This window comes from Accumulibacter sp. (assembly GCF_029255145.1).
In the GTDB taxonomy this organism is placed as follows: Bacteria; Pseudomonadota; Gammaproteobacteria; order Burkholderiales; family Rhodocyclaceae; genus Accumulibacter.
In genome coordinates, this window is sequence record NZ_JAPUVQ010000022.1 from 1 (window position 1) to 21,807 (window position 21,807).

The following is a 21,807-nucleotide window of genomic DNA, read 5'->3' on the forward strand; positions in this document are numbered from 1 at the left end:
CGCCGATCGGCGCCGTGACACTCAACCCGGAGCGTGACGAAGTCGTCTCTGCGGCCACCGCTCGCGCAAAAAGTATGCGTTTGGCAACATGAACTCAGGCGACAACTACCTTGACATTCACCGCGTCGGCGCTGCGGTCGCCCGAGCGAGTCGCGAGCATGGAGACCATGGGACCCGCAGAGGGCGGCCTCTTGAGCCTTACGGAAGCACCGCAAGTTGCCATAGTCCTTCGGTTTCCGGCCGGCCGAACATGATATTCATATTCTGTACCGCTTGTCCCGCCGCTCCTTTGACGAGGTTGTCGATCACCGACAGGACGACCAGCATGTTGCCTCCTTGCGGACGGTGTACCGCAATCCGGCAGGTGTTGGCGGCCCTTACCGAACGTGTGTCCGGATGCGAGCCTGGCGGCAGGACATCGACGAATGCCTCGCTGCTGTAGCGCTCTTCAAAGAGTTGTTGAAAGTCGGCGTCACTGGTAATGCGGGCATATAGCGTTGCGTGAATGCCGCGAATCATTGGCGTCAAATGCGGCACGAAGGTCAAGGCGACTGGCTGCGCGGCCATCGCCGACAAACCCTGCTGAATTTCGGGCAGGTGGCGGTGTCCGGGAACGGCGTAGGCCTTGAGATTGTCTGACGCTTCCGAGAAGAGGGCGGTAATTTCGGCCTTGCGTCCAGCTCCCGAGACACCCGACTTGGCGTCGGCAATCAGTTCATCGAGCTTGACCAGTCCGTTTTCGACCAAGGGCATGAAGCCAAGCTGCACGGCAGTTGGATAGCACCCGGGATTGGCGACCAGGCGAGCGTCGCCGATGGCGACCCGATCGTGCTCTGGGAGTCCATAGGCAGCCTTCTCTACCCATTCCGGGCTGGCGTGCCGCATCCCATACCAGCGCTCCCACACGGCCACATCCTTGATACGGAAATCAGCTGCCAGGTCAATCACGCGAACACCCGCATCGAGGAGGGGCGGCGCCTGCTCCATCGCGACGCCGTTCGGGGTAGCGAAGAACACCAGGTCGCAGCCCTTCAGATTGGCGTTGGCGGGGTCTTCAAATTTCAGCGTCAGTCGGTGGCGCAAGCTCGGGAACATGCTGGCGACAGCCGTCCCGGCGTCGCCGCGGGAAGTGATGGCGACGATCTGCACTGCCGGATGCTGAGCCAGCAAGCGCAGCAACTCGACACCGGTGTAGCCTGTGCCGCCGACGATTCCAACCTTGATCATGAAAGACTCCCCGCTAGCCTGAAATCATAGTCCCGACATCGCCAAAAACCAAAAGCCGCCCGGAGGCGGCTCGCGCTGCACAACTGGCTCCGCTTATCGCTTCGAGAACTGCTTCCGGCGACGGGCCTTGTGGAAGCCGACCTTTTTGCGTTCGACTTCGCGAGCATCCCGCGTTACGAAACCAGCCTTGGAAAGCGCTGGCTTGAGCGAGGCATCATAGGCAATCAGCGCCCGGGTGATCCCGTGCCGCACTGCGCCGGCCTGTCCGGACTCGCCACCGCCGCCGACATTGACCAGAATGTCGAAGCCCGTCAGCTGCTCGATGAGTTGGAGCGGTTGGCGGACGATCATGCGCCCCGTCTCGCGTGAGAAGAACTCATCAACCGCCTTGCCATTGACGACGAAGCTGCCGCTGCCGCGTTTCATGAAAACACGCGCTACCGCGCTTTTCCGCCGACCGGTGCCATAGAAATAGTTATCAGCCATTGTGACCCTTTAGAGTTCCAGAACTTTCGGCTGCTGGGCAGCATGTGGATGAGCGGTGCCCGCGTAGCACTTCATCTTCTTCAGCATCGCGTAGCCCAGAGGTCCCTTGGGGAGCATGCCCTTGACGGCCCGTTCAAGGACTCGCCCCGGAAAGCGCTGCTGCATCTTGGTGAAGTTCGTCTCGTAGATACCGCCAGGGTAGCCAGAATGCCGATAGTATTTCTTGTCTTCAGCCTTGTTGCCAGTGACGCGCAGTTTCTCGACATTGGTGACGACGATGTAGTCGCCGGTATCAACGTGCGGGGTGAACTCAGGCTTGTGTTTGCCGCGCAGGCGGCGAGCGATTTCGGTGGCAAGGCGGCCGAGCACCTTGTCCGTGGCATCAACAACAAGCCACTCGCGTTGCACTTCATGCGGCTTGGCGGAAAAAGTCTTCATTACAAACGCCGTCCTTATTTGCCTGATCACGGAAAGCCCAGCATGTTATGGCAAGTAGGCGCGCGGTGTCAATCGCTGTTTGGGCGCCGGGAACGACAAGGGTCTTCCGGGCAGGTGGCCAACGCCCGGACCGCCTGGCTTCGGTGCTGCGCCCGTTGTCGGCCGCGATGGGCTCCCTTTCGGGTGCTCTCGGGCGAGTACCGCTCCGCGGCGAGCGACGACGCAGCGTGTGTGGCCTCAAAGCGAAACGGGCATCGCTGTCTGGTCTGCCTTGCCGGGCGCCGCAACTGCCGCGCTGTGGGGGGAGGGGGCCGCCGTCGGGTGCCGGTACGACCTGGCGAGGGTCTGACTCGCGGGAAAAAAAAGCGCGACTCGTTGGAGCCGCGCTAAATCCACACCAAAGGAGGAGGGTGGAGGAGACATCGGAAAATCAAGAAGGCAAACCAGCAAAGTGCTTACGTTGGAAACATTATGCCTCGTCCTACTGGACAGGTCAAGTATTTTTTGTGCATTGCGCCATCTTTTTTTCCCATAGGGATCTCGACCGAGTTTTATAGCATAAATACATCGAACAATCATATTGTTAAGAAAAGTATGGTGCATCAGTTTCATAATAAGTAACTAATGCAATGACTACTTGAAGATGGTTGAAGGGCTTAATTGCTGCATCGCAGCATTAACTGACGGCCGTCGCGTTCCAGGGCTCGTGTCGCTTACGGCCATCCCGTTGGCGATTTCGGTTAGTGGTAGCGGCACCTTTGCTGCTCTCTTTATGTGAGTGTGGCTCAAGCATCGCGTACCATCGCGAGTGCACACGCTGGTTTTGATCATCGGGTCTGACGCTTCGTCATGCCCGCCGGATAACAAAGGGGGCAGGGCATGGAATGTAAGGTGAAATGGACCGGTGACGGGATGTCGTTCATTGCCGAAACAGGGACCAATCACGCGCTGGTGATGGATGGGGCGGTGGAGGCTGGTGGGCGCAATCTGGCGCCGCGTCCGATGGAACTGCTGCTTGCCGGGGCGGGGGGGTGTGCCGCTTTCGATGTCGTCCTGATTCTAAAGAAAGGGCGTCATGCCATCAAAGGGTGCGAAGTAAGCATGCAGGCCGAGCGGGCGGACATTGAGCCACGGGTATTTACCCGAATTCATTTCCACTTCCGCGTCGCCGGGAAGCAGTTGCAGGCAGAGCACGTAGCGCGAGCAATCGAGTTGTCACACGACAAGTACTGCTCGGCGACGAGCATGCTCGGCAAGACGGCGGAGATTACGCACGACTTCGAGATCATCGACGCCTGAACACCCCAGTGTCACTGCGGACCGCATGCGTCGCCGCGACTGGGATTTCGCGTCAGGCCTTACCGCGCGCCCGGGAGGCCGTCCACTGCCGGACGGCGGGACGAAGGACCATCCGGCAGTCCCGGGACAGCGCGTTGAGCTATAGGTAGTAGGCGGTGCGAGTCATGATCCGCGACGCCAGTCGCATGGTCATTCGTGCGGCTGTCGGCAGTTCGCGTGCACCGAGGCGCACGGCCGTCGCCGCGTGCGAAGCTTCGTCGCTTCGCATCTGCTCGACGATCGCCCGCGACTTGACGTCCTGCCCTGGCAGGTCGCTGAGGTGAGTATCGAGGTGCGCCTCGACCTGTCGCTCGGTTTCGGCGAGGAAGCCAAGGCTCCATGGGTCACCAAGCTTGCCAGCGCCTATCCCGATGGCCAGCGCACCCAGGTACCAGAGGGGGTTCAAGAGGCTCTTGCGCCCCCGCAACTCGACCAGGCGGCGCTCTGTCCAGGCCAGGTGCTCGGTTTCCTCGGATGCCGCTTGCTGCAGAGCCAGTCGAAGGTCCGGATTTTGACAAGCGATCGCCTGTCCCTGGTAAAGGGCCTGCGCGCAGACCTCGCCGACGTGGTTGATCCGCATCAGCGCGCTGGCATGGGTTCTCTCGTCGTCGGACAGTTCCGCTTCGGGGTGCTTGCTGCCGGGGACCTCGCGGGTCGTCGGTGCGGGTGCGAAAAGCGTGCGTAGAGCCTTGTCAAACTCGATGACCAATTGGTCGGCAATCATTTGGTGACCTTTGTTGTTCGGGTTGCACTCGAGCAGTCAGCGAAGCTAGGGGCGAAACGATGATCGATTGTCGCCGGCACGCAGGATCCGGCGAGCATCTTCAGCATCGCGGAGAGTAACCCCGATGGCACAGAAATAGTCGGAAAACAGCGCGGCGTGGTGTCGATTGACGGTACTTTCCTGGATTCGTGTCCACTGATCGTTGCGCGCTTTGGACCATGTCTTGTCCGAGCGGCCAAATGCATAAAGGCGGCGTTCGGCGGTGGTGCAGCGTATCGCCTCGTAACTGACGTTCTGTGCCCCGCTCGGGCTGACGATCACCAGCGTGTAGCGCAGCACGCGGCCGGGGCCTACCGATAGCGACGCGCCGTCGATCATGAACGTGTTGTCGGTGGTCGCGCTGACCGTGAAGGGGATAAGATTTGCGGCCAGCGGAAACGGTGGCAGTTGAACTTCGGCCTCTTCCCCGCGCCTGGCGTCCAGATCACCCTCGTCACCAGCTGCCAGTCCCGCGGTCGGCACCAGGACGAGCAGCGGCAACAGACAGCGCACAAGGCTTCGCGTCGATTGCTGGCGACCTGATTGTGGGCAATTGGTCAGGGCAGGCAGTGGTGCACTCATCGCTTGTCTACAGTCTCGATAGCCGAACGGTCCGGCGCTGGCGGCGCCGAACGGCGCGGGCGGCGATGGTCGGCATTGAGGAAGCGGGCAAGCTCGTTCAAAGCCTGCTCGTAAACGCGGCGCTTGAACTCGATGACCGCGTCGAGCGATACCCAGTAGGTATTCCATCGCCAAGCGTCGAACTCGGGATGATCGCTGGCGCGCAAGGAAAGGTCGGAGTCGCGGCCGAGGAGCCGAAGCAAAAACCAGATTTGTTTTTGTCCTCGGTAACTGCCGCGCCATTCGCGCCTTACCCAGTGCGTCGGGACGTCGTAACGCAACCAGTCTTTGGTGCGACCAAGGATGAACACGTGCTCTGGCAGCAAGCCGATCTCTTCGTGCAACTCACGGTACATCGCCTGTTCGGGCGTCTCTCCCCGCTTGATACCACCCTGCGGAAACTGCCATGAATGCTCTCTGATGCGCTTGCCCCAGAACACTTCGTTCCTGGCATTACAAAGAATGATGCCGACGTTCGGGCGATAGCCTTCACGATCAAGCATTTGTGGAACCTGAAATCCGATTGATTAGCTTCATTTTTCCACAATTCATTGACCTTGCAAAGCAGCGCGTGCGCTTCGTGAGGAGCACCGTGCGCAGGGCGGCAACTCGGCAGGTGTTGGCAAGCGTGTCGATTTGTCGATTCGAGCGGGTCTTGCCTGCATTTGCGGTCACCGGAGGCTCGACTGTCGAGTAAAATCGGACCTCCCTTCGTCCGTAAGCTGAATTCCATGCGCACCTCCCGTTTTTTCCTGTCGACGCTCAAAGAGGCTCCGTCCGACGCGGAGGTCATCAGCCATCAGCTTATGCTGCGCGCCGGCATGATCAAACGACTGGCAGGCGGGATTTATACCTGGATGCCGGTCGGCCTGCGGGTGCTGCGCAAGGTGGAGAAGATCGTCCGCGAGGAGATGGACCGGGCCGGGGCGATCGAGGTATCGATGCCGGCCGTGCAGCCGGCGGAGCTGTGGCAGGAATCCGGGCGCTGGGAGAAGTACGGCCCCGAGCTGCTTCGCTGCAAGGACCGTCATCAGCGCGATTTCGTCATTGGCCCGACGCACGAGGAAGTGATCACTGACGTCGTGCGCAAGGACGTCAAGAGCTATCGGCAGCTGCCGGTGCACTTCTATCAGGTGCAGGTGAAGTTTCGCGACGAGATCCGGCCGCGCTTCGGGATCATGCGCGGTCGCGAATTCCTGATGAAGGACGGTTACTCGTTCCACAGCAGCTTCGCCGATCTGAAGCGCGAATACCGCAACATGTTCGAAACGTACACCCGCATTTTCACCCGCCTCGGACTGAAATTTCGCGCTGTGGCCGCCGATACCGGCTCGATCGGCGGTACCGGCTCGCACGAGTTCCACGTCCTGGCCGACTCCGGCGAGGACGCGCTGGCCTATTGTCCAGACTCGGATTTTGCGGCCAACGTTGAACTGGCTGAGGCGCTGGCGCCGTCGCAAGAGCGCGCCCCGGCCGTGGCCGCCATGCAGAAGGTCGCCACACCGGGCCGCGCCACCTGCGAGGACGTTGCTGCTCTGTTGGCGATTCCTTTGGCGACGACGGTCAAGGCGATCGCCGTGGTGTTGACTTCGCCGCCGGCAGGAGCGGGGCAATTTGCGCTGATCCTGCTGCGGGGAGACCACAGTCTCAATGAGCTGAAGGCCGAGAAGACCCTTGGCGAGTTTCGCTTCGCGCGCGAAGACGAGATCGTCGCGGCGCTGGGATGTCAGCCCGGGTACATCGGTCCGGTCGCCGTTGGCGACGTGCGGGTCGTTGCCGACCGCAGCGTGGCGGTGATGGGCGACTTCGTCTGCGGCGCCAATGACGCGGGTTTCCACCTGACCGGCGTGAACTTCGGCCGCGATCTGGCCGAGCCGGCGCTCGTCGCAGACCTGCGCAACGTCGTCGCCGGCGACCCGTCTCCCGACGGCAAGGGCCGGCTGGAGCTCTGCCGTGGCATCGAGGTGGGCCATATCTTCCAGTTGCGCACCAAGTATGCAGAGGCGCTGAAGTGCAGCTTTCTCGACGAGAGTGGGCAGAGCCGGATCATGGAGATGGGTTGTTACGGCATCGGCGTGACGCGCATCGTCGGCGCGGCCATCGAGCAGGGGCATGACCAGCGCGGCATCAGCTTTCCGGCGGCGATTGCTCCCTTCGAGGTATCCATTGTCCCCATGGGCTACGCCAAGAGTGCCGCGGTGAAAGCTGCGGCCGACGCGCTCTACGCCGAGCTGACGACAGCCGGTATCGACGTTCTGCTCGACGACCGCAACGAGCGTCCGGGGGTGATGTTCGCCGAAATGGAACTGATCGGCATCCCGCACCGGGTGGTCGTCGGCGAGCGCGGCCTGGCCGAAGGGAAGCTCGAGTACAAGGGACGCGCTGACGCAGAGTCGCAGATGCTGCCGCTTGGCGAGCTTGGCCAGTTCCTTGCAGCCCGATTATGCGCGCCGCAATAGGGGTTCTGCTGTCCTTGCTGGCGCCCTTGGCGGCGTATGCTGGCGCGCAGAAGTACGAGCCGTTGTCGGCCAGTGTGCACGGGGCATTGTCGCGATCGGTCTCCGACCGGGCGCCGCAGCACAGTTCATTTCAGGATTCGACGGTGGCCATAGACTGGTTGACCGAGATGTCCGGGCGCCTGGCGAAGCGTATTCCGGACCGTGAGTCGCGGCTCGATTTCCTGCGCTCGGTGCATTACGAGGCGACGCGCGCCGGTCTCGACCCGCAGCTGGTGCTCGGCCTGATCCAGGTCGAAAGCGGCTTCAACAAATACGCCGTGTCGACCGCGGGCGCCCGTGGCTTCATGCAGGTCATGCCCTTCTGGGTCAGGCTGGTGGGACGCAGCGACGACAACCTGTTCCATTTGCGCACCAATCTGCGTTACGGATGCACCATTCTTCGCCACTACCTCGACATCGAGCGGGGTGACCTCTACCGGGCGCTTGGTCGCTACAACGGCAGCCTGGGGCAGGCCGCGTATCCGAACATGGTGCGCGCGGCCTGGGATCAGCGGTGGACGTACAGCAGGAGCGCCCTGGCGCAACGTTGACGTGAGCGGCGAAGAAAGCGCCGCCGGACGCGCGGCGAACGGCTAGCCGATCAGCGGCGCAAGCGCTCAACGCATCCCCGGCAACATCCCCTTGACGCCACGCAGCAGCTGCGCCATGCCGCCTCGCGAAAACTGCTTCATCATCTTCTGGGTCTGCTCGAACTGCTTGAGCAGGCGATTGACCTCCTGCACCTGAACGCCGGAACCGATCGCGATGCGGCGCTTGCGCGCGGCCTTGATCAACTCCGGGCGGCTGCGCTCGGTCGGGGTCATCGAGTTGATGATCCCTTCGATTCGCGCCACCGCTTTCTCCTCGCAGCCGGCCGGTAACTGCCCCGCCGCTTGCGAAAACTGCGCCGGCAGTTTCTCCATCATCGACGACAGGCCGCCCATCTTGCGCACCTGGCCGATCTGGTCCTTGAAGTCGTTCAGGTCGAAGCCCTTGCCGGACTTCAGTTTCTTGGCGAACTCGACCGCTTTCTGCTCGTCGATGCCCTTTTTCGCATCTTCGATCAGCGACAGTACGTCGCCCATGCCCAGGATCCGCGAGGCCATGCGCTCCGGGTGAAAGGCTTCGAGACCGGTCAGTTTCTCACCGATGCCGGCATACTTGATTGGCCGGCCGGTGACGTGGCGAACCGATAGCGCGGCGCCGCCGCGGGCGTCGCCGTCGAGTTTGGTGAGGATGATGCCGGTCAGCGGCAGCGCCTCGCTGAACGCCCTGGCCGTATTCACCGCGTCCTGCCCGAGCATCGCATCGACGACGAACAGCGTTTCGATCGGCTTGATCGCGGCGTGCAGCTCGGCGATCTCTTTCATCATCGCCGCGTCAATCGCCAGACGCCCGGCGGTATCGACCAGCAGCACGTCGTGGAAATGCCGCTTCGCCCAATCGAGCGCATTGCGCGCAATGTCGAGCGGCTTCTCGGTCGGTGTCGAAGGCAGGAAATCGACGCCGGCCTGGGCGGCGACGGTCTTCAACTGCTCGATGGCTGCCGGTCGATAGACGTCGCAGGAAACCACCAGCACCTTCTTCTTCTGCGTCTCGCGCAGCATCTTGGCCAGCTTGCCGACCGTGGTCGTCTTGCCGGCACCCTGCAGACCGGCCATCAGTACCACCGCCGGCGGCTGCGTCGCCAGGTTCAGGCCGGCGTGCGCTTCGCCCATCAGCTTCGTCAGTTCGCGGTGCACGACGCCGATCAGAGCCTGTCCCGGGCTCAGCGAGCCGATCACCTCCTCGCCAATGGCCTTCTCCCTGACCGCGGCGATCAGTTCCTTGATGGCCGGCAAGGCCACGTCGGCCTCGAGCAGGGCGAGGCGAACTTCGCGCAGGGCGTCGCCGATATTGGCTTCGGTCAGCCGCGCTTCACCGCGCAGCGTCTTCATGACGCGGGCAAGGCGTTGGGTCAGGTTGTCGAGCATTTGGATTCCGGCTTGGTGTAAACTCAAAAAATGCCAGACATTCTACTGCAGCTTCTCCCGCACATCGTTTCATCGCTGCTTTATGCCGCGCTGGGTATTCATTTCTGGCACACCCGCTGGCGTGAAAGCGACCGCCCGCTGGTAACCCTGCCGATGCAGCAGTGGGAGCGTGCGGCGCTGCTTGGCGCGCTGTTGATACAGGGCTTCGGGCTTTACCATGGGCTGTTCAGCGCCGGTGGCATGCGCTTTTCCTTCAGTTTCGCGTTGTCGCTGATGCTCTGGCTGGCGGTACTGATCTACTGGCTGGAGAGCTTTCGCTCGCGCATGGACGGTCTGCAGCCGATGGTCCTGCCGCTTGCCGCACTCGCTGCTATTGCGCCAGCGGTGTTCCCGCAACTGCGCGTCGTCGCGCATGCCGGGGCCTGGGGTTTCCAGCTCCATTTTCTGGCCGCGATGCTGGCCTACAGCCTGTTCACGCTGTCCGCGCTGCACGCCATCTTCATGGGTTTTGCCGAGCGCAAGCTGCATCAGCGGGCAATTACCAAGAGCCTGAGCACTCTGCCGCCGATCCTGACCATGGAGGCGTTGCTGTTCCGGATGATTTTTGTCGCGTTCTGTCTGCTTACCCTGGCCCTGGTCAGTGGCGTGATGTTTTCCGAAGCGATCTTCGGCAAGGCCATGGCCCTTGATCACAAGACCCTGTTTGCCTTCGCGTCATGGGGTATCTTCGCTGCGCTGCTGGTCGGGCGCCGCATCTACGGCTGGCGTGGGCGCGTCGCGCTGCGGTGGACGCTGGCCGGATTCCTGGTGCTGCTGCTGGCTTACATCGGCAGCCGCTTCGTCGCCGAAGTCATGCTGCATCGCCTTTAAAGCAGCCAGATAGGCGCTTGACGCGGTCGTGGGGAGAACCGATACTCGCGCCGTGGCGGAGTGCTATTTGCCCAGCCACAGACCACTAACTGAGGCAGAAAAGGAGGCGCACCATGGCAATAAGCATTTCGGCGACAAAAGCTGGCCCCTGCTGCGGCAAACCGGCGGTTGAAATAGCCTACGATCCGGGTACGACCCTGGATCAGATCCTTGAGGCCCAAAAACAGGTGTTCGGTGACAAGCGTCTGGCGAAGGCGATCGGCTTCAAATTTTGCGCTGGCTGTTACTCGGGTCTCGATCTCAACATCAAGCAGAAATTCGAGCAGATCGTTCAGCCGGGTTGATGCGCATTCCGGGCCAGAAGCTTGGCGTCGGGTTGCTCCTCAACCCGGCCTTGCCGCAGTTTGTCGAGTCGCACCCTGATACGTTCGACTATCTGGAACTGATCCCTGATCGGGAGTGGGCCGACCGCGGCGTGAATATCACGCCGCGGTATTTGTTTCTTGACCAGTCGCTTGACTTCCTGCTGCGCGCTCGCGAACGCAAGCCAATGCTCTGCCACTCGATCGGCCTCTCGATCGGTAGTGCGGCAATTTTCGATACCGGCCATGTCGATCAGCTGCGCTGGCTTGACGAGCAACTGGCGTTTGCCTGGCATAGTGACCACCTGTCGTTCTCGCGCCTGCCCGACGCGCTGGCGGCGGCCGAGGGCGGCGAAATGCACACCGCGATCGCGTTGCCTGTCCCTTACGATCAGGAAGTGCTCGAACTGATCGCTGAGCGCGTCGCACGCATTCGCGCGTCGATCGACTGCCCGTTCCTGCTCGAAAACAACGTTTATTACGCGGAAACCCCGGATCAGGAGATGAGCGAACCCGAGTTCCTGAATCGCCTGTGCCAGGATTCCGGTTGCGGCATCCTGCTCGATCTGCACAACCTCCATGTCAATGCCCGTAATCACGGTGTTTCGGTCGAGTCCTATCTGCGTGACCTCGACCTGCGACATGTCGTCGAGCTCCACCTCGCCGGTGGCGACGAACTGCTGGGCTTCTACACCGATTCCCATGCCGGTCCCGTTGCCGAGCCGGTCTGGGACTTGCTCGCTGAGACTCTGCGCGCGGCGCCGTGGATTCGTGCCGTGACCTTCGAATTTCACGAGTCGTCGTATCCACTGCTCAAGATCGACGGGATCGCCGCCGAACTGAAGCGTGCGCGCCGCATCTGGGAACGGTATTGCTGAGCTGAACGTGACACTCCAGGCCTACCAGGAAATCTTCTGCCGGATGATCGCCTCGTCTGACTATCGCACACGCCTGATCGAAAACCCGGCGACCATCTTCGAGCACCACGATTTGAGCGACCGTGAACGGCGCCGCCTGACCGCGATGGCGGATCACCCCGGGATGCGGGTCAATGCCGCGATTCACCGTGCCAATCGGTTGACCCCGCTCGATCAGACCCTGCCTTTCACGTGTTTTCTGCTCGGCCAGCGACTGGGACCACTGCTCGACCGCTACTGGCATGACAACCCGACCGAGAACCTGCAGCTACCCGCGGAGTGCGCCCGCTTTGCGGACTTTCTCGCGGCCGAAATGGAGGCCGGACGACTGCTCGACCCAGTCGTTAGTGAAGTGCTGGCTTTCGAACGGGCGTGCACCGAACTTCGTTTCTATACCGAGCAGGAACTGCGGCTGCAGGCGGGGTCGGCGGGACGACTGCCGCCGCAAGTCAGAGTCCTGCGTTTTCAGCATGATCCCGAGCAACTGCTGACCGCGCTGAGCGAACTCCAGCCGCCGCCGCCAGACCTTGCCGAAGGCGAGTTTCACCTGGCGATCGACGCACGTTCCGGCGAGCCGGTCTTTCGCCTGCTGGACCAGCAATTGGCCGCCGCTTTGCTGGGTCGGTAAGCTCGTGCCGGGTGGTGCGCCGGCAGTGGATCGCCAGGAACCAAGGACAGCGGATGGTGTCCCCGCTATCGGTGGATAGCGGCGCGCTCGCGGCCTGCACCGGTCGGGCTACGCCAGGCCCACAGCGGCTGTGCTGGACCCGCTGCCGTCGCCAGCGGGTCCAGATCGTCGACCGAAGGCCGCGCAAGTGCAGGGAAAACTGGGCGTCTTTGCCAACGCATCGACGTTCCATTCAAACAACCCATTAAGGAGCATAAGCATGGAAAAGGCTGCTAACCCGGTTGGTTGGTTCGAGATCTACGTTGCCGACATGGCGCGCGCCAAGGCCTTCTACACCGCGGTCTTCGGCCGCGAGCTGACCGCGCTGCCCGAGATCGGCGAAGATGGCGAAATGTACGCCTTCCCTTGGGTCGAAGGTGGCGGGGGGGCTGCGGGCGCGCTGGTTCGGCACCCGATGTCGGGACCAGGGAAGGGCGGCACGATGGTCTATTTTTCCTGTGAAGATGCGGCCCACGAAGCCGGTCGTGCGGCGCAGGCCGGTGGGAGGGTCATCCAGCCGAAAATGGCCATCGGGCAGTATGGCCACATCGCGCTGGTCGAAGACAGCGAAGGCAACATCATCGGACTGCACTCGATGCAGTAGCTGCCGGTCGTGCGCGGCGCTCTGCCTGGTCCAGCCGAGCGGCCGCTTGTCGACCAACGCTTCCGATGTGGCCAGTTGCTTGACTTATCCAGACCGCGAGGAACGATTCGATGCAGCATATTCTGCTCTACGGCGATTCCCTGTCCTGGGGAATTATCCCTGAAACTCGTCGCCGGCTGCCCTTCGACGAGCGCTGGCCGGGGGTGATGGAAAACGCCCTCAATGCGGGTGGTCGCCGCGTACGGGTTATCGAGGACTGCCTCAACGGTCGCCGGACCGTCTGGGACGATCCCTTCAAGCCCGGCCGCAAGGGTCTCGACGGGCTCGCCCAGCGCATCGAGATTCATTCGCCGCTGGCGCTGGTGATCGTGATGCTCGGAACCAACGACTTCCAGTCGATGCAGCCGCATAATGCCTGGCATTCGGCGCAAGGTGTCGGTGTCCTGGTCAACGCCATCCGGCAGGCGCCGATCGAACCGGAGATGCCGGTGCCGCCGATCCTGATCGTCGTGCCGCCGTCACAGGAGACCGCACGCGGAGCGATCGCGCCCAAGTTCGTCGGCGGCGAGCGCAAGTGCGTCGGCCTCGCCGCGGCCTGCCGGGAAGTCGCCATCACCGTCGGTTGCGACTATTTTGACGCTGGCACGGTGGCTACCGCGAGCCCGATCGATGGCGTTCATCTCGACGCCGACCAGCACCTCCGCCTGGGTACGGCGCTGGTCGAAGTGGTCGCCCGACTGTTGCCCTGAGGCTTGATCCCCTTGCGCCGGGTCGGGATCGCAAGAGGTTATGTTGCAGAGTCGGGGCGTCCGGCGGGCGACTGGCCAAACAGCGGTTCGCATCGCACCTCGGATTTCACCGAGTTGGCGATAAAACACTCCTGATGCGCCTGATGGTGCATCTGCTCAATTTCGTCGCGGGCAGGCAGGCAATCGTCCGAGAAGGTCACGTCGGGCTTGAGTGTGACCACGGTGATTGCCAGCTTGCCGTCGCTGTTTCTGGCCATGATGCCCACCGGGCTGTCGGCGTAGCAATCGACGCAGAAGCCGCGCCGGGCAGCGATCGAGAGGAACCACAGCATGTGGCAACTCGCCAGCGAGGCGACGAAAGCCTCTTCGGGATCCACCGAGGCCGCGTCGGACATCGGTACCGGTACGATGTGTGGTGACGACGAAGCGGAGATTTCAAGGCCGCCGTCGAAGCGCAACAGGTGCTTGCGGCTGTAGCGGTTGCCGAGAAAATCCTGCTCGCCGCGGAGCCAAAGAAGGTGTGCGAAATACTCGGCCATGCTCAGTCTCCCAAGAGTACGGTTGATCGGGTGTCGGGAGTAATACCATAGCTGGCGCCCGGCGCACGCCTTCTTTGCGCACTGCGCTGCCGCGCTGACTGATCCTGCGCGCCAAGTATGTGAGGTGGCGATTGATCTGGGTGATGCCGCGGTGGTACAGCGGTGCCTTGCCAGTGATCGGCTGCGGGACTTGCCCGTTGGTGGCGCGTCCGTTCTGCTGATCAGCAGCGCCGCGACCGTGCGACCGACCGGTCCGATCGTGAGCCCGGAACGAGATGCGCTGGTGCGAGCGCTGAACCTCAACCTGGGCACCGTGCTGATCCTGGCCGCCGTCATGATCGCAAGTTAGCCCCAAGGTGTCTGAAAGGCACGTCCGGTACGCCTCCAGTCGCGCCGCTCGCAGCCGCTGTCAGGGCTGGAGCGCCTGTTGCGCAAGCAAGAACGGCGGCTCGACCGGCGCGCCAGATCGGTAGCGCTCGATGCCGCGCCTGGCGTTCGCATCGCCAGCGTCACTCCGTCAGTCATCGATACCGCCATGCAGGCCGAAACCGGGACCCCCTGGCCAGATTGCCGGCGCGACCCCGGTTTGCGGCATTGTGGTACAACCGACACCGTGCCGACGTTGCCGAATGTGCTGACGTCTGGTGACCTGTCTGCAGGGCTCGGACTCCGGCCGGGATCCGGTTCACGATCGACTGTGACACCCCTCGCTTCGGTATGCGGGGTGGTCTGCGTGTGCACGACCGGGTTAACGCCATACCCTTATACACAACTCTGCACGTCTAAGAGAATCAGGCAATTACACGCTCACGCTTCTGACATGTATGCTCGACGCCCTGGCGTAAAATCAAGCTCTTAGAAAGAGCTGAAGGTCTGGTGGTTGCTGAGCCCCAGACTTGTGCATAAGGGTATGGGTAGAAGCAGCTCTTCTAATTTCCGTTTTTTGATTGACCAATAATGCCTGCGCCGCTAGAATCCCTTGCTTCTCCGACCGGCATCTGGTTGAGCCTGGACGGCATTTAAGACCGCTGCTGGCTCATGGTTTCCCCTCAGCGAACGTTTGGCGCCGGCTTGCTGGCCAGGATCGGTGGCTCGTTGTTGGCGTCGGCCCCGAGACATACATCCAGTACGAGGGCGGGCGGTGCTTGAGCTGATGAGGCGCTGATTTTGGGATGAGGGCACATCGAGGGCACATTGCGGGCGGAGCAGGGCCAACCAACTATGACTGACTGGGTCCATGGACAACATTCGCTCGTCAGCTAGCATCACTCTGTCTGCCTGGAACGCGCTGTTTCTGCGCGAAGCGGTCAGCCGAGTGTCTGGACGCCGGGCAGCTTGGCTGTGGTTGTTGGTCGAGCCCGCAGCGCACCTGACGGTTCTGATAGTGATCTTTTCGACGATTCGCCATCGTGTCGTGCTGGGTTTCGACTATGCGCTATTCTTGGCGATTGGCATCCTCGGGTACAACCTCTTCCGGAATTCGGCGACGCGGTCGATGGCTGCCATCTCGGCCAATCGTGCCCTATTCGCCTACCGCCAGGTCAAACCCGTGGATGTAGTGTTGGTGCGGGCCTTTCTCGAAGGCGTCATACAGTTGTTTGTCGGGCTGATCATGATCGCAGGGATGTCGCTGGTGGGTCTTGAGGCTCTGCCGCACGACCCGCTCACGGTGATGCTGGTTTTCGCACTTTTCTGGCTTTTCGGCACCGGGGTAGGGTTGATGCTTTCCGTCGGGAGCACGCTTATTCCAGAAATTGGCAAGGTGGCGAACCTCTGTTTCATACCCTTGTACTTTCTTTCCGGTGTGCTTTTTTCCCCTGCCATGGTGCCCCCCGCATTGCGTGATTGGCTGTTGCTCAACCCTGTCATGCAAGGGCTTGAGTTGGCTCGCGCCGCCTTTTCCCCGGGTTACCACGTGGTGACCGGTGTCGACCTGGACTATCTGATGGCTTTCGCATTCGCCTCGCTTTTCTTTGGCCTGGCGGTGCACGTTCGCTTTGCTCGCCGGCTGCAGATGCAATGATCGTCGTTGAAGATGTCCATAAGCGTTACCAGACCGAGCACGGTGCAGGCAAGTGGGTGTTGCGGGGGGTTTCGTTTACCATTCAGCCCAAAGTCAGCGTCGGCATGGTTGGCCGCAATGGTGCAGGGAAATCGACGCTGTTGCGCCTGGTCGGCGGGGTCGATACGCCGAACCGAGGACGTATCGAGCGCCATTGTCGAGTGTCGTGGCCAATGGGCTTTGGTGGAGGCTTGCAAGGCTCCCTCACCGGGCGGCAGAACGCCAAGTTCGTCTCTCGCATTCATGGTCACGAACTCGATATCCCCGATCGCCTGGCCTACGTGGCCGATTTTTCCGAACTCGGTGACGCCTTTGACGAGCCGGTCAAGACCTACTCCTCGGGGATGAGATCCCGCTTGCAGTTCGCCCTTTCGCTGGCTTTTGACTTCGACGTCTATATCTCCGACGAAGTCACCGCCGCGGGAGACGCCTCATTCAGAGCGAAGGCGGCAGCGGCCTTCAAGAATCTGGCCAACCACGCGGGCCTGATCATGGTCTCGCACGACGAAGGGACGCTGAAACAATTCTGTTCGGCCGGGATCTGGGTGCATGATGGGCAAGCGCAATGGTTCGACCAGATCGACGAAGCGCTCAGGGCTTACAAGGAAAGCATCGCCGCATGATAGACCGTATCCGCCAGCATCCATTGCCGCGTTTCATCGGCAGCGTGCACGGTTGGCTGGCGCCCCATCTGGTTCGTCGTGGCGCCTTGCGGGTTGCTCTGGTTGCCATCCTGCTGGCAATCGTTTACTGGGGTGTCATTGCCTCGGACCGCTATGTCTCGCAGGCCGATGTGGTCGTGGATAGCACCGACATGTCTGGCGGGCAATCCGGGAACATTGCCTCCCTTTTCGCGGGAACCAGAAACGATCATGAGCTGATGCTGATGCGCGACCACCTGCGTTCGGTGGACATGCTGGAAAAACTCGAGGCCAAGCTCCAGTTGCGCATTCATTACAGCGATTGGAAGCGCGACCCTCTCTCACGGATGTGGTTCGAGGACGCCGCCCAGGAATTTTTTCATCAGCACTATCTGGCACGCGTCGGCGTCGAGGTGGACGATACCGCCGGTGTCTTGCGAATCAAGGCACAAGCCTACACGCCTAAGATGGCGCATGCCATTACCAGCGCTCTGGTGGAAGAGGGCGAGCGCTTCATGAACGATATCGGCCATCGTCTGGCGCGCGATCAGGTCGATTTTCTCGAGAAAGCGGTTGGCGAGATGGGCGAGCGTGTGCTGAAGACCCGCGATGCTCTGGTTGATTTTCAGAATGCCAAGGGATTTATTTCTCCACAGGCAGCAGCTGAAACGCTTGGCGGTATCGTCGCCCGACTCGAAGGGGAACTCGCGCAGCTCAAGGCCAGCCGCGAAACGATGCTCGGTTACTTGAGCGCAAGCGCACCTGACGTCGCCCAGATCAACCTCCAGATTGCCGCCATCGAGGGGCAGATGCGCGCCGAGAAGGCGCGCCTGACCTCGCCAAAAGGTGGCACCCTCAACCGGACGGTGGAGGAGTACCAGCGTCTCGAAATGCAGACGGTGTTTGCTCAGGATCTCTACAAGACGGCGCTGACGGCATTGGAAAAAGGCCGTATCGACGCGGCGCGTAATCTCAAGAAGGTGTCCGTCGTGCAAAGCCCGACCTTGCCGCAGTATCCGATGGAGCCACGCAGAACCTACAACATTATCGTTTTCGCTCTCTCCGTGCTGGTGCTGGCCGGCATTCTACAACTGCTTGCGGCCATTATCCGAGACCATCAGGACTGAAACCCATGATTTGGCTGCCTAATTGCCTACCGACGACCACGACATCGCCTGCCAGAGGAGCAGCCGTCCAGCCTCTTTGGGAGCGGCGAAATTCGACGCATAGATGGTTCTCGTCGCTAATTGTCGTGCTGTTCCTGCTGGTTGGCGCTTTTGCACCGACGGCCTTTGCTGCCGCTACTGACGTCCTGGGTATTAACAAGGGCACCAATCAGTCCACGGTGCCGCCCGTGCCCATGGCACAACCACTGACGGCCGTACCGGCAGCCGTGGTTCCGGACGTTCGCACGGCACCGCCGCAGTTTTTCGATTATTCTGCAAATGTGGTCAGCGACGTCTTTGGCGCCAATCTGTTCACCGGCGCTTTCGCCCGTGAGGGCGCGACACAGTTCAACCCGGATTACGCGGTGGCCGTCGGCGACAAGATACAGGTTCGTCTGTGGGGCGCCTTCGAGTTCGACGCCGCATTGACCGTCGACCCCAAGGGTAATATCTTCATCCCGCACGTTGGTCCGGTGCATGTCTTGGGGGTCCGCAATCAGGATCTGCAGCGCGTCGTTACTTCTGGAGCGACCAGGGTCTTTCGTGCCAATGTGTACAGTTATGCCAGCCTCGCCGCAGCTCAACCGGTGCGCATTTTCGTCAGTGGCTTTGTCAATCGCCCAGGGCTGTACAGCGGCACGAGCATGGACAGCCTGCTGCATTATGTCGACCAGGCGGGCGGTATCGACCCCGAGCGCGGCTCTTTCCTCAATGTTCAAGTAAAACGTGGAAGCGAGACCCGTGCGTCGATCAGCCTCTACGATTTCCTGCTTGAGGGGCGGATTCCACTGATCCAGCTCTCAGATGGTGATGTCATCTTTGTTGGTCCCCGCCAGAACACCGTGAAGGTCGGCGGCTTGGCCGAAAATGCCAAGCGCTTCGAGTTCAGCAAGGCCACATTGACAGTCTCCAGCCTGATCAAGCTCGCCAAGCCCTCGCCACTGGCCACGCACGTGCGGGTGGTGCGCAATACGGGCACGGTAAAGAACACCGAATACTTTCCCCTTGCCGATGCTTCGATCGTCGCCCTGCAAAATGGTGATGGGCTTGAGTTCACCTCGGACAAGAGGCCAGGCACCATCGCCGTCCGGGTCGAAGGCGAGCACCAGAGTGTTCAGGAATACGTCCTACCCTATGGTACCAAGCTGGGCGTGCTCGTCAGCCAGATCGAGTTCACCGAACGGTCCGACGCGTCGAGTCTGCAGCTCTTCCGCCTTAGTGCCAAGGAGCGGCAACGGCAGGCTCTGCAAACGACACTCAAGTTCCTGGAGAACGCAGCTCTCACCGCGCGCTCGGGGACCAATGAAGAAGCACAGCTGCGCAAGGAAGAGGCCGATCTGCTGCTCAAGTGGGTGGAACGTGGCAAGAACATCGATCCGTCTGGGCAGGTGTACATAGCGCAAGCCGCTGATCGCGACCAACTCCTGCTGGAGAACGGCGACCTTCTGCGGGTTCCGACAAAGGACGGTCTGGTGCTGGTGGGTGGCGAGGTCATCTTTCCGAATACCATCGCCTACGACCCATCTCTGAAACTGGCTGATTACATCCAGAACGCTGGTGGCTATACCCAGAATGCCGATTCCTCGCGGGTGGTCGTGGCGCATCGTGATGGCAGCTTTGACGAGGCCAAGAGCGGCTTCTTTGGCGGTAGCGAGCCGTCGGTTCGCCCGGGCGACCAGATCATGGTGCTGCCAAAGATCGATGTAAAATCACGACAACTCTTCAAGGACATCGTCGAATCTCTGTTCAGGCTTGCGGTCATCGTCGGGATCGCGACCAACTAGCCGGGCGACAAGCGAAGAATCAACTCAGGTTCCTATGTCACCCAAATGAGAGCAATTGATTGGCAGGCGTGCCTTCACAGCTCACGGCGTGCCGGCGTGAAGCCGCAGATCATCCTCATCAAGGGAGGGTCGCAAACAACTCGGCGGGCGGGCGTCTGGAATTGCCGACGCGTTTTCTTGCGACCAGCGAAGCCGCAAATCGCAGATCAATTGTTGATCTGAGACAGCTCACCGCTGATCTCTGGCTGACCCACGGGTTGCTTAACATTAGCGCTACCTGACACACGAAATGCCTGACCTGTCGGTTCTCGGAATGCATCTTCCATTTCGCTTTTCTGCTCTACGTAGCAGGCTTAATTTGCCCTGCCTGGATGGATCCCGGCATACCCAACCAAGCATTGGTGTCGACTTCCGTAGCCGCAATATGGGCTTCGGTCAGGTGCCGTGCAAGATTTCGGGATTTCGTTATGTCTCCCGGGACCAGCTGACGAATCATCTCCTCGACAATGTCACGCTGGTGGTAGCCGCGAGGGTTGATCCAGCCACTGCTCGGCATCGATATCCTGGCGACGTGCAGGGCGATGAACGTGGTCTCCCCGGCGACCAGTGTCGTATCTTGCAGCAAGACTGCGGCAGGCGCGCTGTTCGGTCCTGCCCCGTTGCGAGTACGGAAGGGGCTTGCTCCGACGAAGCGGTGACGAGGGCGTCATGTTGTCCACGATACTGGCTTGGTCAGACAGGTTCATCACAAGGCCCTGCTCGTTCGACGCTCGGTAGCACGAGGCCGAGTTCGCCAAACGGCGCTTCATTCGTGTCGTCTTGCCTGTTACTGGCCCTCCGGCCGTCGCCGTCAGGTCGTTGCGCTTCGGGCCGAATCAGGACTGTCGGTACCATGCCCTTGTCTGGCGCCAAAGCACAGGCTCGTAGGTGCTCACGAGGCCCATTTCATGAGGTTGATTTGTAAAGGCCACTGGTTAAAACACTTTTCCAGGGAAGTCTTACCCTTGTCGGTTGTGGAGAATCTGATGGCAACCGCTACTTGCGGGTATTTTCATATCTTCATAGTAGTGGTGTCGAGTCCGCGTAGCGGGCGATGGACCCATTGATGAGACCATATCATCCGTAGAGTTGCAACAAGATGCCTATTTTGGGGTTTCAGATGAACGAGATAGTGACTGTAAAGCTGTTTGGCAAGGATGTTCCTGTAAGCAGGAAGCTCAGAAAACTAATCCGCACACCAAAGCAGTATTTCCTGGACATGCCGATTTTCAGGTTTCTCCGTGCGCGGCTGGAAGGCGGCGCGCCGGGCCGTGATCCGGCTATCAGGGAAGTCGCCTCCCCCATCCTCAGCGCAGCCAACCCTCTGAACATCCAGGTGCAAGGCCTTGAACTCTTTGACCTCCATGGGGACAACTGGCTGGACCAGTCGAGTGACAAACCTGTTGCCGTGCTATGGGGTTTTCAGCCGTGGAAACGAGGCTTTATCAGCCGCTATCTACCCGAGTACCGTCTTGCCTTTTCCCGCGGCCGCACCGCGTGGCAACAGCAGGAGGATGCGTTGACCAGTTTCGGATTTCAGAACCTGGTATTCATCGCTTGGGGCATGGACGAACCGGCTGAAGTGCGGAACTTTGCGGTACACAGGGAAATTCCTCTTTATCGAATGGAGGACGGTTTTATCCGATCGGTGGAGCTTGGTAGTCAACATAGTCTGCCGATGTCACTGGCACTTGATCGGCAGGGAATATACTACGATGCCAACCAAACGTCTGACCTGGAAAAAATACTCAGTACCCACGATTTTTCAAACAACGGGAATCTTCTGTCGGCGGCGGGAGATCTGATTAATATATTCAGGGATCTGGAGGTCAGTAAGTACAATATTCCGACGATTGATACCGCCAACCGCGCCTTGGGCTTCAAGTGTGGAAAACGGGTTCTGGTCGTTGGTCAGGTCGAGCAGGACGCTTCGATAACGTATGGCAGAGCGGAAGGGTGGACCTGCCGGCAGCTGATCGAGCTGGCAAAAGCGGAGAATCCGGATTGCGAAATCATCTACCGGCCGCACCCCGATGTCCTTCAGGGGTACCGGAGCAACTCGA

General features: G+C 60.8%; 23 protein-coding genes and 1 pseudogene. 15 read left to right on the plus strand and 9 right to left on the minus strand.

Going from position 1 to position 21,807, the window contains the following annotated elements:
- Positions 1-198: 198 nt before the first annotated feature.
- From argC to rplM, 3 genes are all read right to left on the minus strand, one after another.
- Positions 199-1,227: an N-acetyl-gamma-glutamyl-phosphate reductase gene (gene argC / locus Q1L50_RS01825; RefSeq protein ID WP_300335473.1), complete on the minus strand. Its 1,029-nt coding sequence runs from the start codon at positions 1,225-1,227 to the stop codon at positions 199-201.
- Between the two features lie 93 nt (positions 1,228-1,320).
- Complete coding sequence (gene rpsI / locus Q1L50_RS01830; protein ID WP_300335474.1) at positions 1,321-1,713, minus strand: 30S ribosomal protein S9; 393 nt, start codon at positions 1,711-1,713, stop codon at positions 1,321-1,323.
- A gap of 9 nt (positions 1,714-1,722) precedes the next feature.
- Positions 1,723-2,151: a 50S ribosomal protein L13 gene (gene rplM, locus Q1L50_RS01835; RefSeq protein WP_300335475.1), complete on the minus strand. Its 429-nt coding sequence runs from the start codon at positions 2,149-2,151 to the stop codon at positions 1,723-1,725.
- A gap of 879 nt (positions 2,152-3,030) precedes the next feature.
- Between rplM and Q1L50_RS01840 the strand changes: the two genes are divergently transcribed.
- On the plus strand, positions 3,031-3,450 hold the full coding sequence (locus Q1L50_RS01840) for an OsmC family protein (RefSeq protein ID WP_300335476.1): 420 nt from the start codon (positions 3,031-3,033) through the stop codon (positions 3,448-3,450).
- 139 nt (positions 3,451-3,589) lie between these two features.
- Here the strand turns inward: Q1L50_RS01840 and coq7 are convergent, their stop codons facing one another.
- The 3 genes from coq7 to Q1L50_RS01855 all read right to left on the minus strand — a co-directional run bounded on the left by coq7 (position 3,590) and on the right by Q1L50_RS01855 (position 5,376).
- A complete protein-coding gene (coq7, locus tag Q1L50_RS01845; RefSeq protein ID WP_300335499.1) occupies positions 3,590-4,210 on the minus strand; it encodes a 2-polyprenyl-3-methyl-6-methoxy-1,4-benzoquinone monooxygenase in 621 nt (206 codons plus the stop codon).
- Positions 4,211-4,258: 48 nt separating this feature from the next.
- Positions 4,259-4,753 carry a CNP1-like family protein gene (locus Q1L50_RS01850; RefSeq protein WP_300335478.1) on the minus strand — a complete coding sequence of 165 codons (495 nt, stop codon included), beginning with the start codon at positions 4,751-4,753 and terminating at the stop codon, positions 4,259-4,261.
- Positions 4,754-4,830: 77 nt separating this feature from the next.
- Positions 4,831-5,376: an RNA pyrophosphohydrolase gene (locus Q1L50_RS01855; RefSeq protein ID WP_300335480.1), complete on the minus strand. Its 546-nt coding sequence runs from the start codon at positions 5,374-5,376 to the stop codon at positions 4,831-4,833.
- A 228-nt stretch (positions 5,377-5,604) separates the two neighbouring features.
- Between Q1L50_RS01855 and Q1L50_RS01860 the strand changes: the two genes are divergently transcribed.
- Together Q1L50_RS01860 and Q1L50_RS01865 are read left to right on the plus strand one after the other, a co-directional pair.
- A complete protein-coding gene (locus Q1L50_RS01860; RefSeq protein ID WP_300335481.1) occupies positions 5,605-7,332 on the plus strand; it encodes a proline--tRNA ligase in 1,728 nt (575 codons plus the stop codon).
- The gene (locus tag Q1L50_RS01865; RefSeq protein WP_300335482.1) at positions 7,317-7,922 is read left to right on the plus strand and encodes a lytic transglycosylase domain-containing protein; all 606 of its coding nucleotides are present in this window, start codon (positions 7,317-7,319) and stop codon (positions 7,920-7,922) included. Before Q1L50_RS01860 ends, Q1L50_RS01865 begins: the two co-directional genes overlap by 16 nt.
- 66 nt (positions 7,923-7,988) lie before the next feature.
- Here Q1L50_RS01865 and ffh read toward each other — a convergent pair whose 3' ends face one another.
- Positions 7,989-9,344: a signal recognition particle protein gene (ffh, locus tag Q1L50_RS01870; protein WP_300335484.1), complete on the minus strand. Its 1,356-nt coding sequence runs from the start codon at positions 9,342-9,344 to the stop codon at positions 7,989-7,991.
- A gap of 30 nt (positions 9,345-9,374) precedes the next feature.
- Between ffh and ccsA the strand changes: the two genes are divergently transcribed.
- The 6 genes from ccsA (at position 9,375) to Q1L50_RS01900 (ending at position 13,513) form a co-directional block, all read left to right on the plus strand.
- Positions 9,375-10,214 carry a cytochrome c biogenesis protein CcsA gene (ccsA, locus tag Q1L50_RS01875; RefSeq protein ID WP_300335485.1) on the plus strand — a complete coding sequence of 280 codons (840 nt, stop codon included), beginning with the start codon at positions 9,375-9,377 and terminating at the stop codon, positions 10,212-10,214.
- Positions 10,215-10,327: 113 nt separating this feature from the next.
- Entirely contained in the window at positions 10,328-10,558 is a 231-nt protein-coding gene (locus Q1L50_RS01880; protein WP_300335486.1) for a hypothetical protein, read from the plus strand.
- Positions 10,558-11,454: a DUF692 family multinuclear iron-containing protein gene (locus Q1L50_RS01885; RefSeq protein WP_300335487.1), complete on the plus strand. Its 897-nt coding sequence runs from the start codon at positions 10,558-10,560 to the stop codon at positions 11,452-11,454. Before Q1L50_RS01880 ends, Q1L50_RS01885 begins: the two co-directional genes overlap by 1 nt.
- 7 nt (positions 11,455-11,461) lie before the next feature.
- Entirely contained in the window at positions 11,462-12,121 is a 660-nt protein-coding gene (locus Q1L50_RS01890; protein WP_300335488.1) for a hypothetical protein, read from the plus strand.
- A gap of 259 nt (positions 12,122-12,380) precedes the next feature.
- A complete protein-coding gene (locus Q1L50_RS01895; RefSeq protein ID WP_300335500.1) occupies positions 12,381-12,764 on the plus strand; it encodes a VOC family protein in 384 nt (127 codons plus the stop codon).
- Between the two features lie 110 nt (positions 12,765-12,874).
- Entirely contained in the window at positions 12,875-13,513 is a 639-nt protein-coding gene (locus tag Q1L50_RS01900) for an SGNH/GDSL hydrolase family protein (RefSeq protein WP_300335489.1), read from the plus strand.
- Between the two features lie 38 nt (positions 13,514-13,551).
- On the opposite strand, the gene Q1L50_RS01905 is transcribed toward Q1L50_RS01900, so the two are convergent.
- Entirely contained in the window at positions 13,552-14,052 is a 501-nt protein-coding gene (locus tag Q1L50_RS01905; RefSeq protein WP_300335490.1) for an OsmC family protein, read from the minus strand.
- A gap of 124 nt (positions 14,053-14,176) precedes the next feature.
- Between Q1L50_RS01905 and Q1L50_RS01910 the strand changes: the two genes are divergently transcribed.
- The 5 genes from Q1L50_RS01910 (at position 14,177) to Q1L50_RS01930 (ending at position 19,705) form a co-directional block, all read left to right on the plus strand.
- Positions 14,177-14,401 carry a hypothetical protein gene (locus Q1L50_RS01910; RefSeq protein ID WP_300335492.1) on the plus strand — a complete coding sequence of 75 codons (225 nt, stop codon included), beginning with the start codon at positions 14,177-14,179 and terminating at the stop codon, positions 14,399-14,401.
- 888 nt (positions 14,402-15,289) lie between these two features.
- Complete coding sequence (locus Q1L50_RS01915; protein ID WP_300335493.1) at positions 15,290-16,075, plus strand: ABC transporter permease; 786 nt, start codon at positions 15,290-15,292, stop codon at positions 16,073-16,075.
- Positions 16,072-16,737, plus strand: coding sequence for an ABC transporter ATP-binding protein (locus Q1L50_RS01920; RefSeq protein WP_300335494.1), 666 nt, complete (start codon positions 16,072-16,074; stop codon positions 16,735-16,737). Before Q1L50_RS01915 ends, Q1L50_RS01920 begins: the two co-directional genes overlap by 4 nt.
- Positions 16,680-17,882, plus strand: coding sequence for a chain-length determining protein (locus Q1L50_RS01925; RefSeq protein ID WP_300335495.1), 1,203 nt, complete (start codon positions 16,680-16,682; stop codon positions 17,880-17,882). Before Q1L50_RS01920 ends, Q1L50_RS01925 begins: the two co-directional genes overlap by 58 nt.
- 233 nt (positions 17,883-18,115) lie before the next feature.
- The gene (locus Q1L50_RS01930) at positions 18,116-19,705 is read left to right on the plus strand and encodes a polysaccharide biosynthesis/export family protein (RefSeq protein WP_300335497.1); all 1,590 of its coding nucleotides are present in this window, start codon (positions 18,116-18,118) and stop codon (positions 19,703-19,705) included.
- A 340-nt stretch (positions 19,706-20,045) separates the two neighbouring features.
- Here Q1L50_RS01930 and Q1L50_RS01935 read toward each other — a convergent pair whose 3' ends face one another.
- A complete protein-coding gene (locus tag Q1L50_RS01935; RefSeq protein WP_300335498.1) occupies positions 20,046-20,330 on the minus strand; it encodes a hypothetical protein in 285 nt (94 codons plus the stop codon).
- Between the two features lie 534 nt (positions 20,331-20,864).
- On the opposite strand from Q1L50_RS01935, the pseudogene Q1L50_RS01940 reads away from it, so the two are divergent.
- Positions 20,865-21,807: pseudogene (locus tag Q1L50_RS01940) on the plus strand (hypothetical protein); the annotation flags it as partial.

Coding starts and splice junctions, on each gene's coding strand:
- argC (WP_300335473.1), bottom strand. CDS start 1,227: ATGATCAAGGTTGGAATCGTCGGCGGCACAGGCTACACCGGTGTCGAG.
- rpsI (WP_300335474.1), bottom strand. CDS start 1,713: ATGGCTGATAACTATTTCTATGGCACCGGTCGGCGGAAAAGCGCGGTA.
- rplM (WP_300335475.1), bottom strand. CDS start 2,151: ATGAAGACTTTTTCCGCCAAGCCGCATGAAGTGCAACGCGAGTGGCTT.
- Q1L50_RS01840 (WP_300335476.1), top strand. CDS start 3,031: ATGGAATGTAAGGTGAAATGGACCGGTGACGGGATGTCGTTCATTGCC.
- Q1L50_RS01855 (WP_300335480.1), bottom strand. CDS start 5,376: ATGCTTGATCGTGAAGGCTATCGCCCGAACGTCGGCATCATTCTTTGT.
- Q1L50_RS01860 (WP_300335481.1), top strand. CDS start 5,605: ATGCGCACCTCCCGTTTTTTCCTGTCGACGCTCAAAGAGGCTCCGTCC.
- Q1L50_RS01865 (WP_300335482.1), top strand. CDS start 7,317: ATGCGCGCCGCAATAGGGGTTCTGCTGTCCTTGCTGGCGCCCTTGGCG.
- ffh (WP_300335484.1), bottom strand. CDS start 9,344: ATGCTCGACAACCTGACCCAACGCCTTGCCCGCGTCATGAAGACGCTG.
- ccsA (WP_300335485.1), top strand. CDS start 9,375: ATGCCAGACATTCTACTGCAGCTTCTCCCGCACATCGTTTCATCGCTG.
- Q1L50_RS01880 (WP_300335486.1), top strand. CDS start 10,328: ATGGCAATAAGCATTTCGGCGACAAAAGCTGGCCCCTGCTGCGGCAAA.
- Q1L50_RS01885 (WP_300335487.1), top strand. CDS start 10,558: ATGCGCATTCCGGGCCAGAAGCTTGGCGTCGGGTTGCTCCTCAACCCG.
- Q1L50_RS01895 (WP_300335500.1), top strand. CDS start 12,381: ATGGAAAAGGCTGCTAACCCGGTTGGTTGGTTCGAGATCTACGTTGCC.
- Q1L50_RS01900 (WP_300335489.1), top strand. CDS start 12,875: ATGCAGCATATTCTGCTCTACGGCGATTCCCTGTCCTGGGGAATTATC.
- Q1L50_RS01905 (WP_300335490.1), bottom strand. CDS start 14,052: ATGGCCGAGTATTTCGCACACCTTCTTTGGCTCCGCGGCGAGCAGGAT.
- Q1L50_RS01915 (WP_300335493.1), top strand. CDS start 15,290: ATGGACAACATTCGCTCGTCAGCTAGCATCACTCTGTCTGCCTGGAAC.
- Q1L50_RS01920 (WP_300335494.1), top strand. CDS start 16,072: ATGATCGTCGTTGAAGATGTCCATAAGCGTTACCAGACCGAGCACGGT.
- Q1L50_RS01925 (WP_300335495.1), top strand. CDS start 16,680: ATGGTTCGACCAGATCGACGAAGCGCTCAGGGCTTACAAGGAAAGCAT.
- Q1L50_RS01930 (WP_300335497.1), top strand. CDS start 18,116: ATGGCACAACCACTGACGGCCGTACCGGCAGCCGTGGTTCCGGACGTT.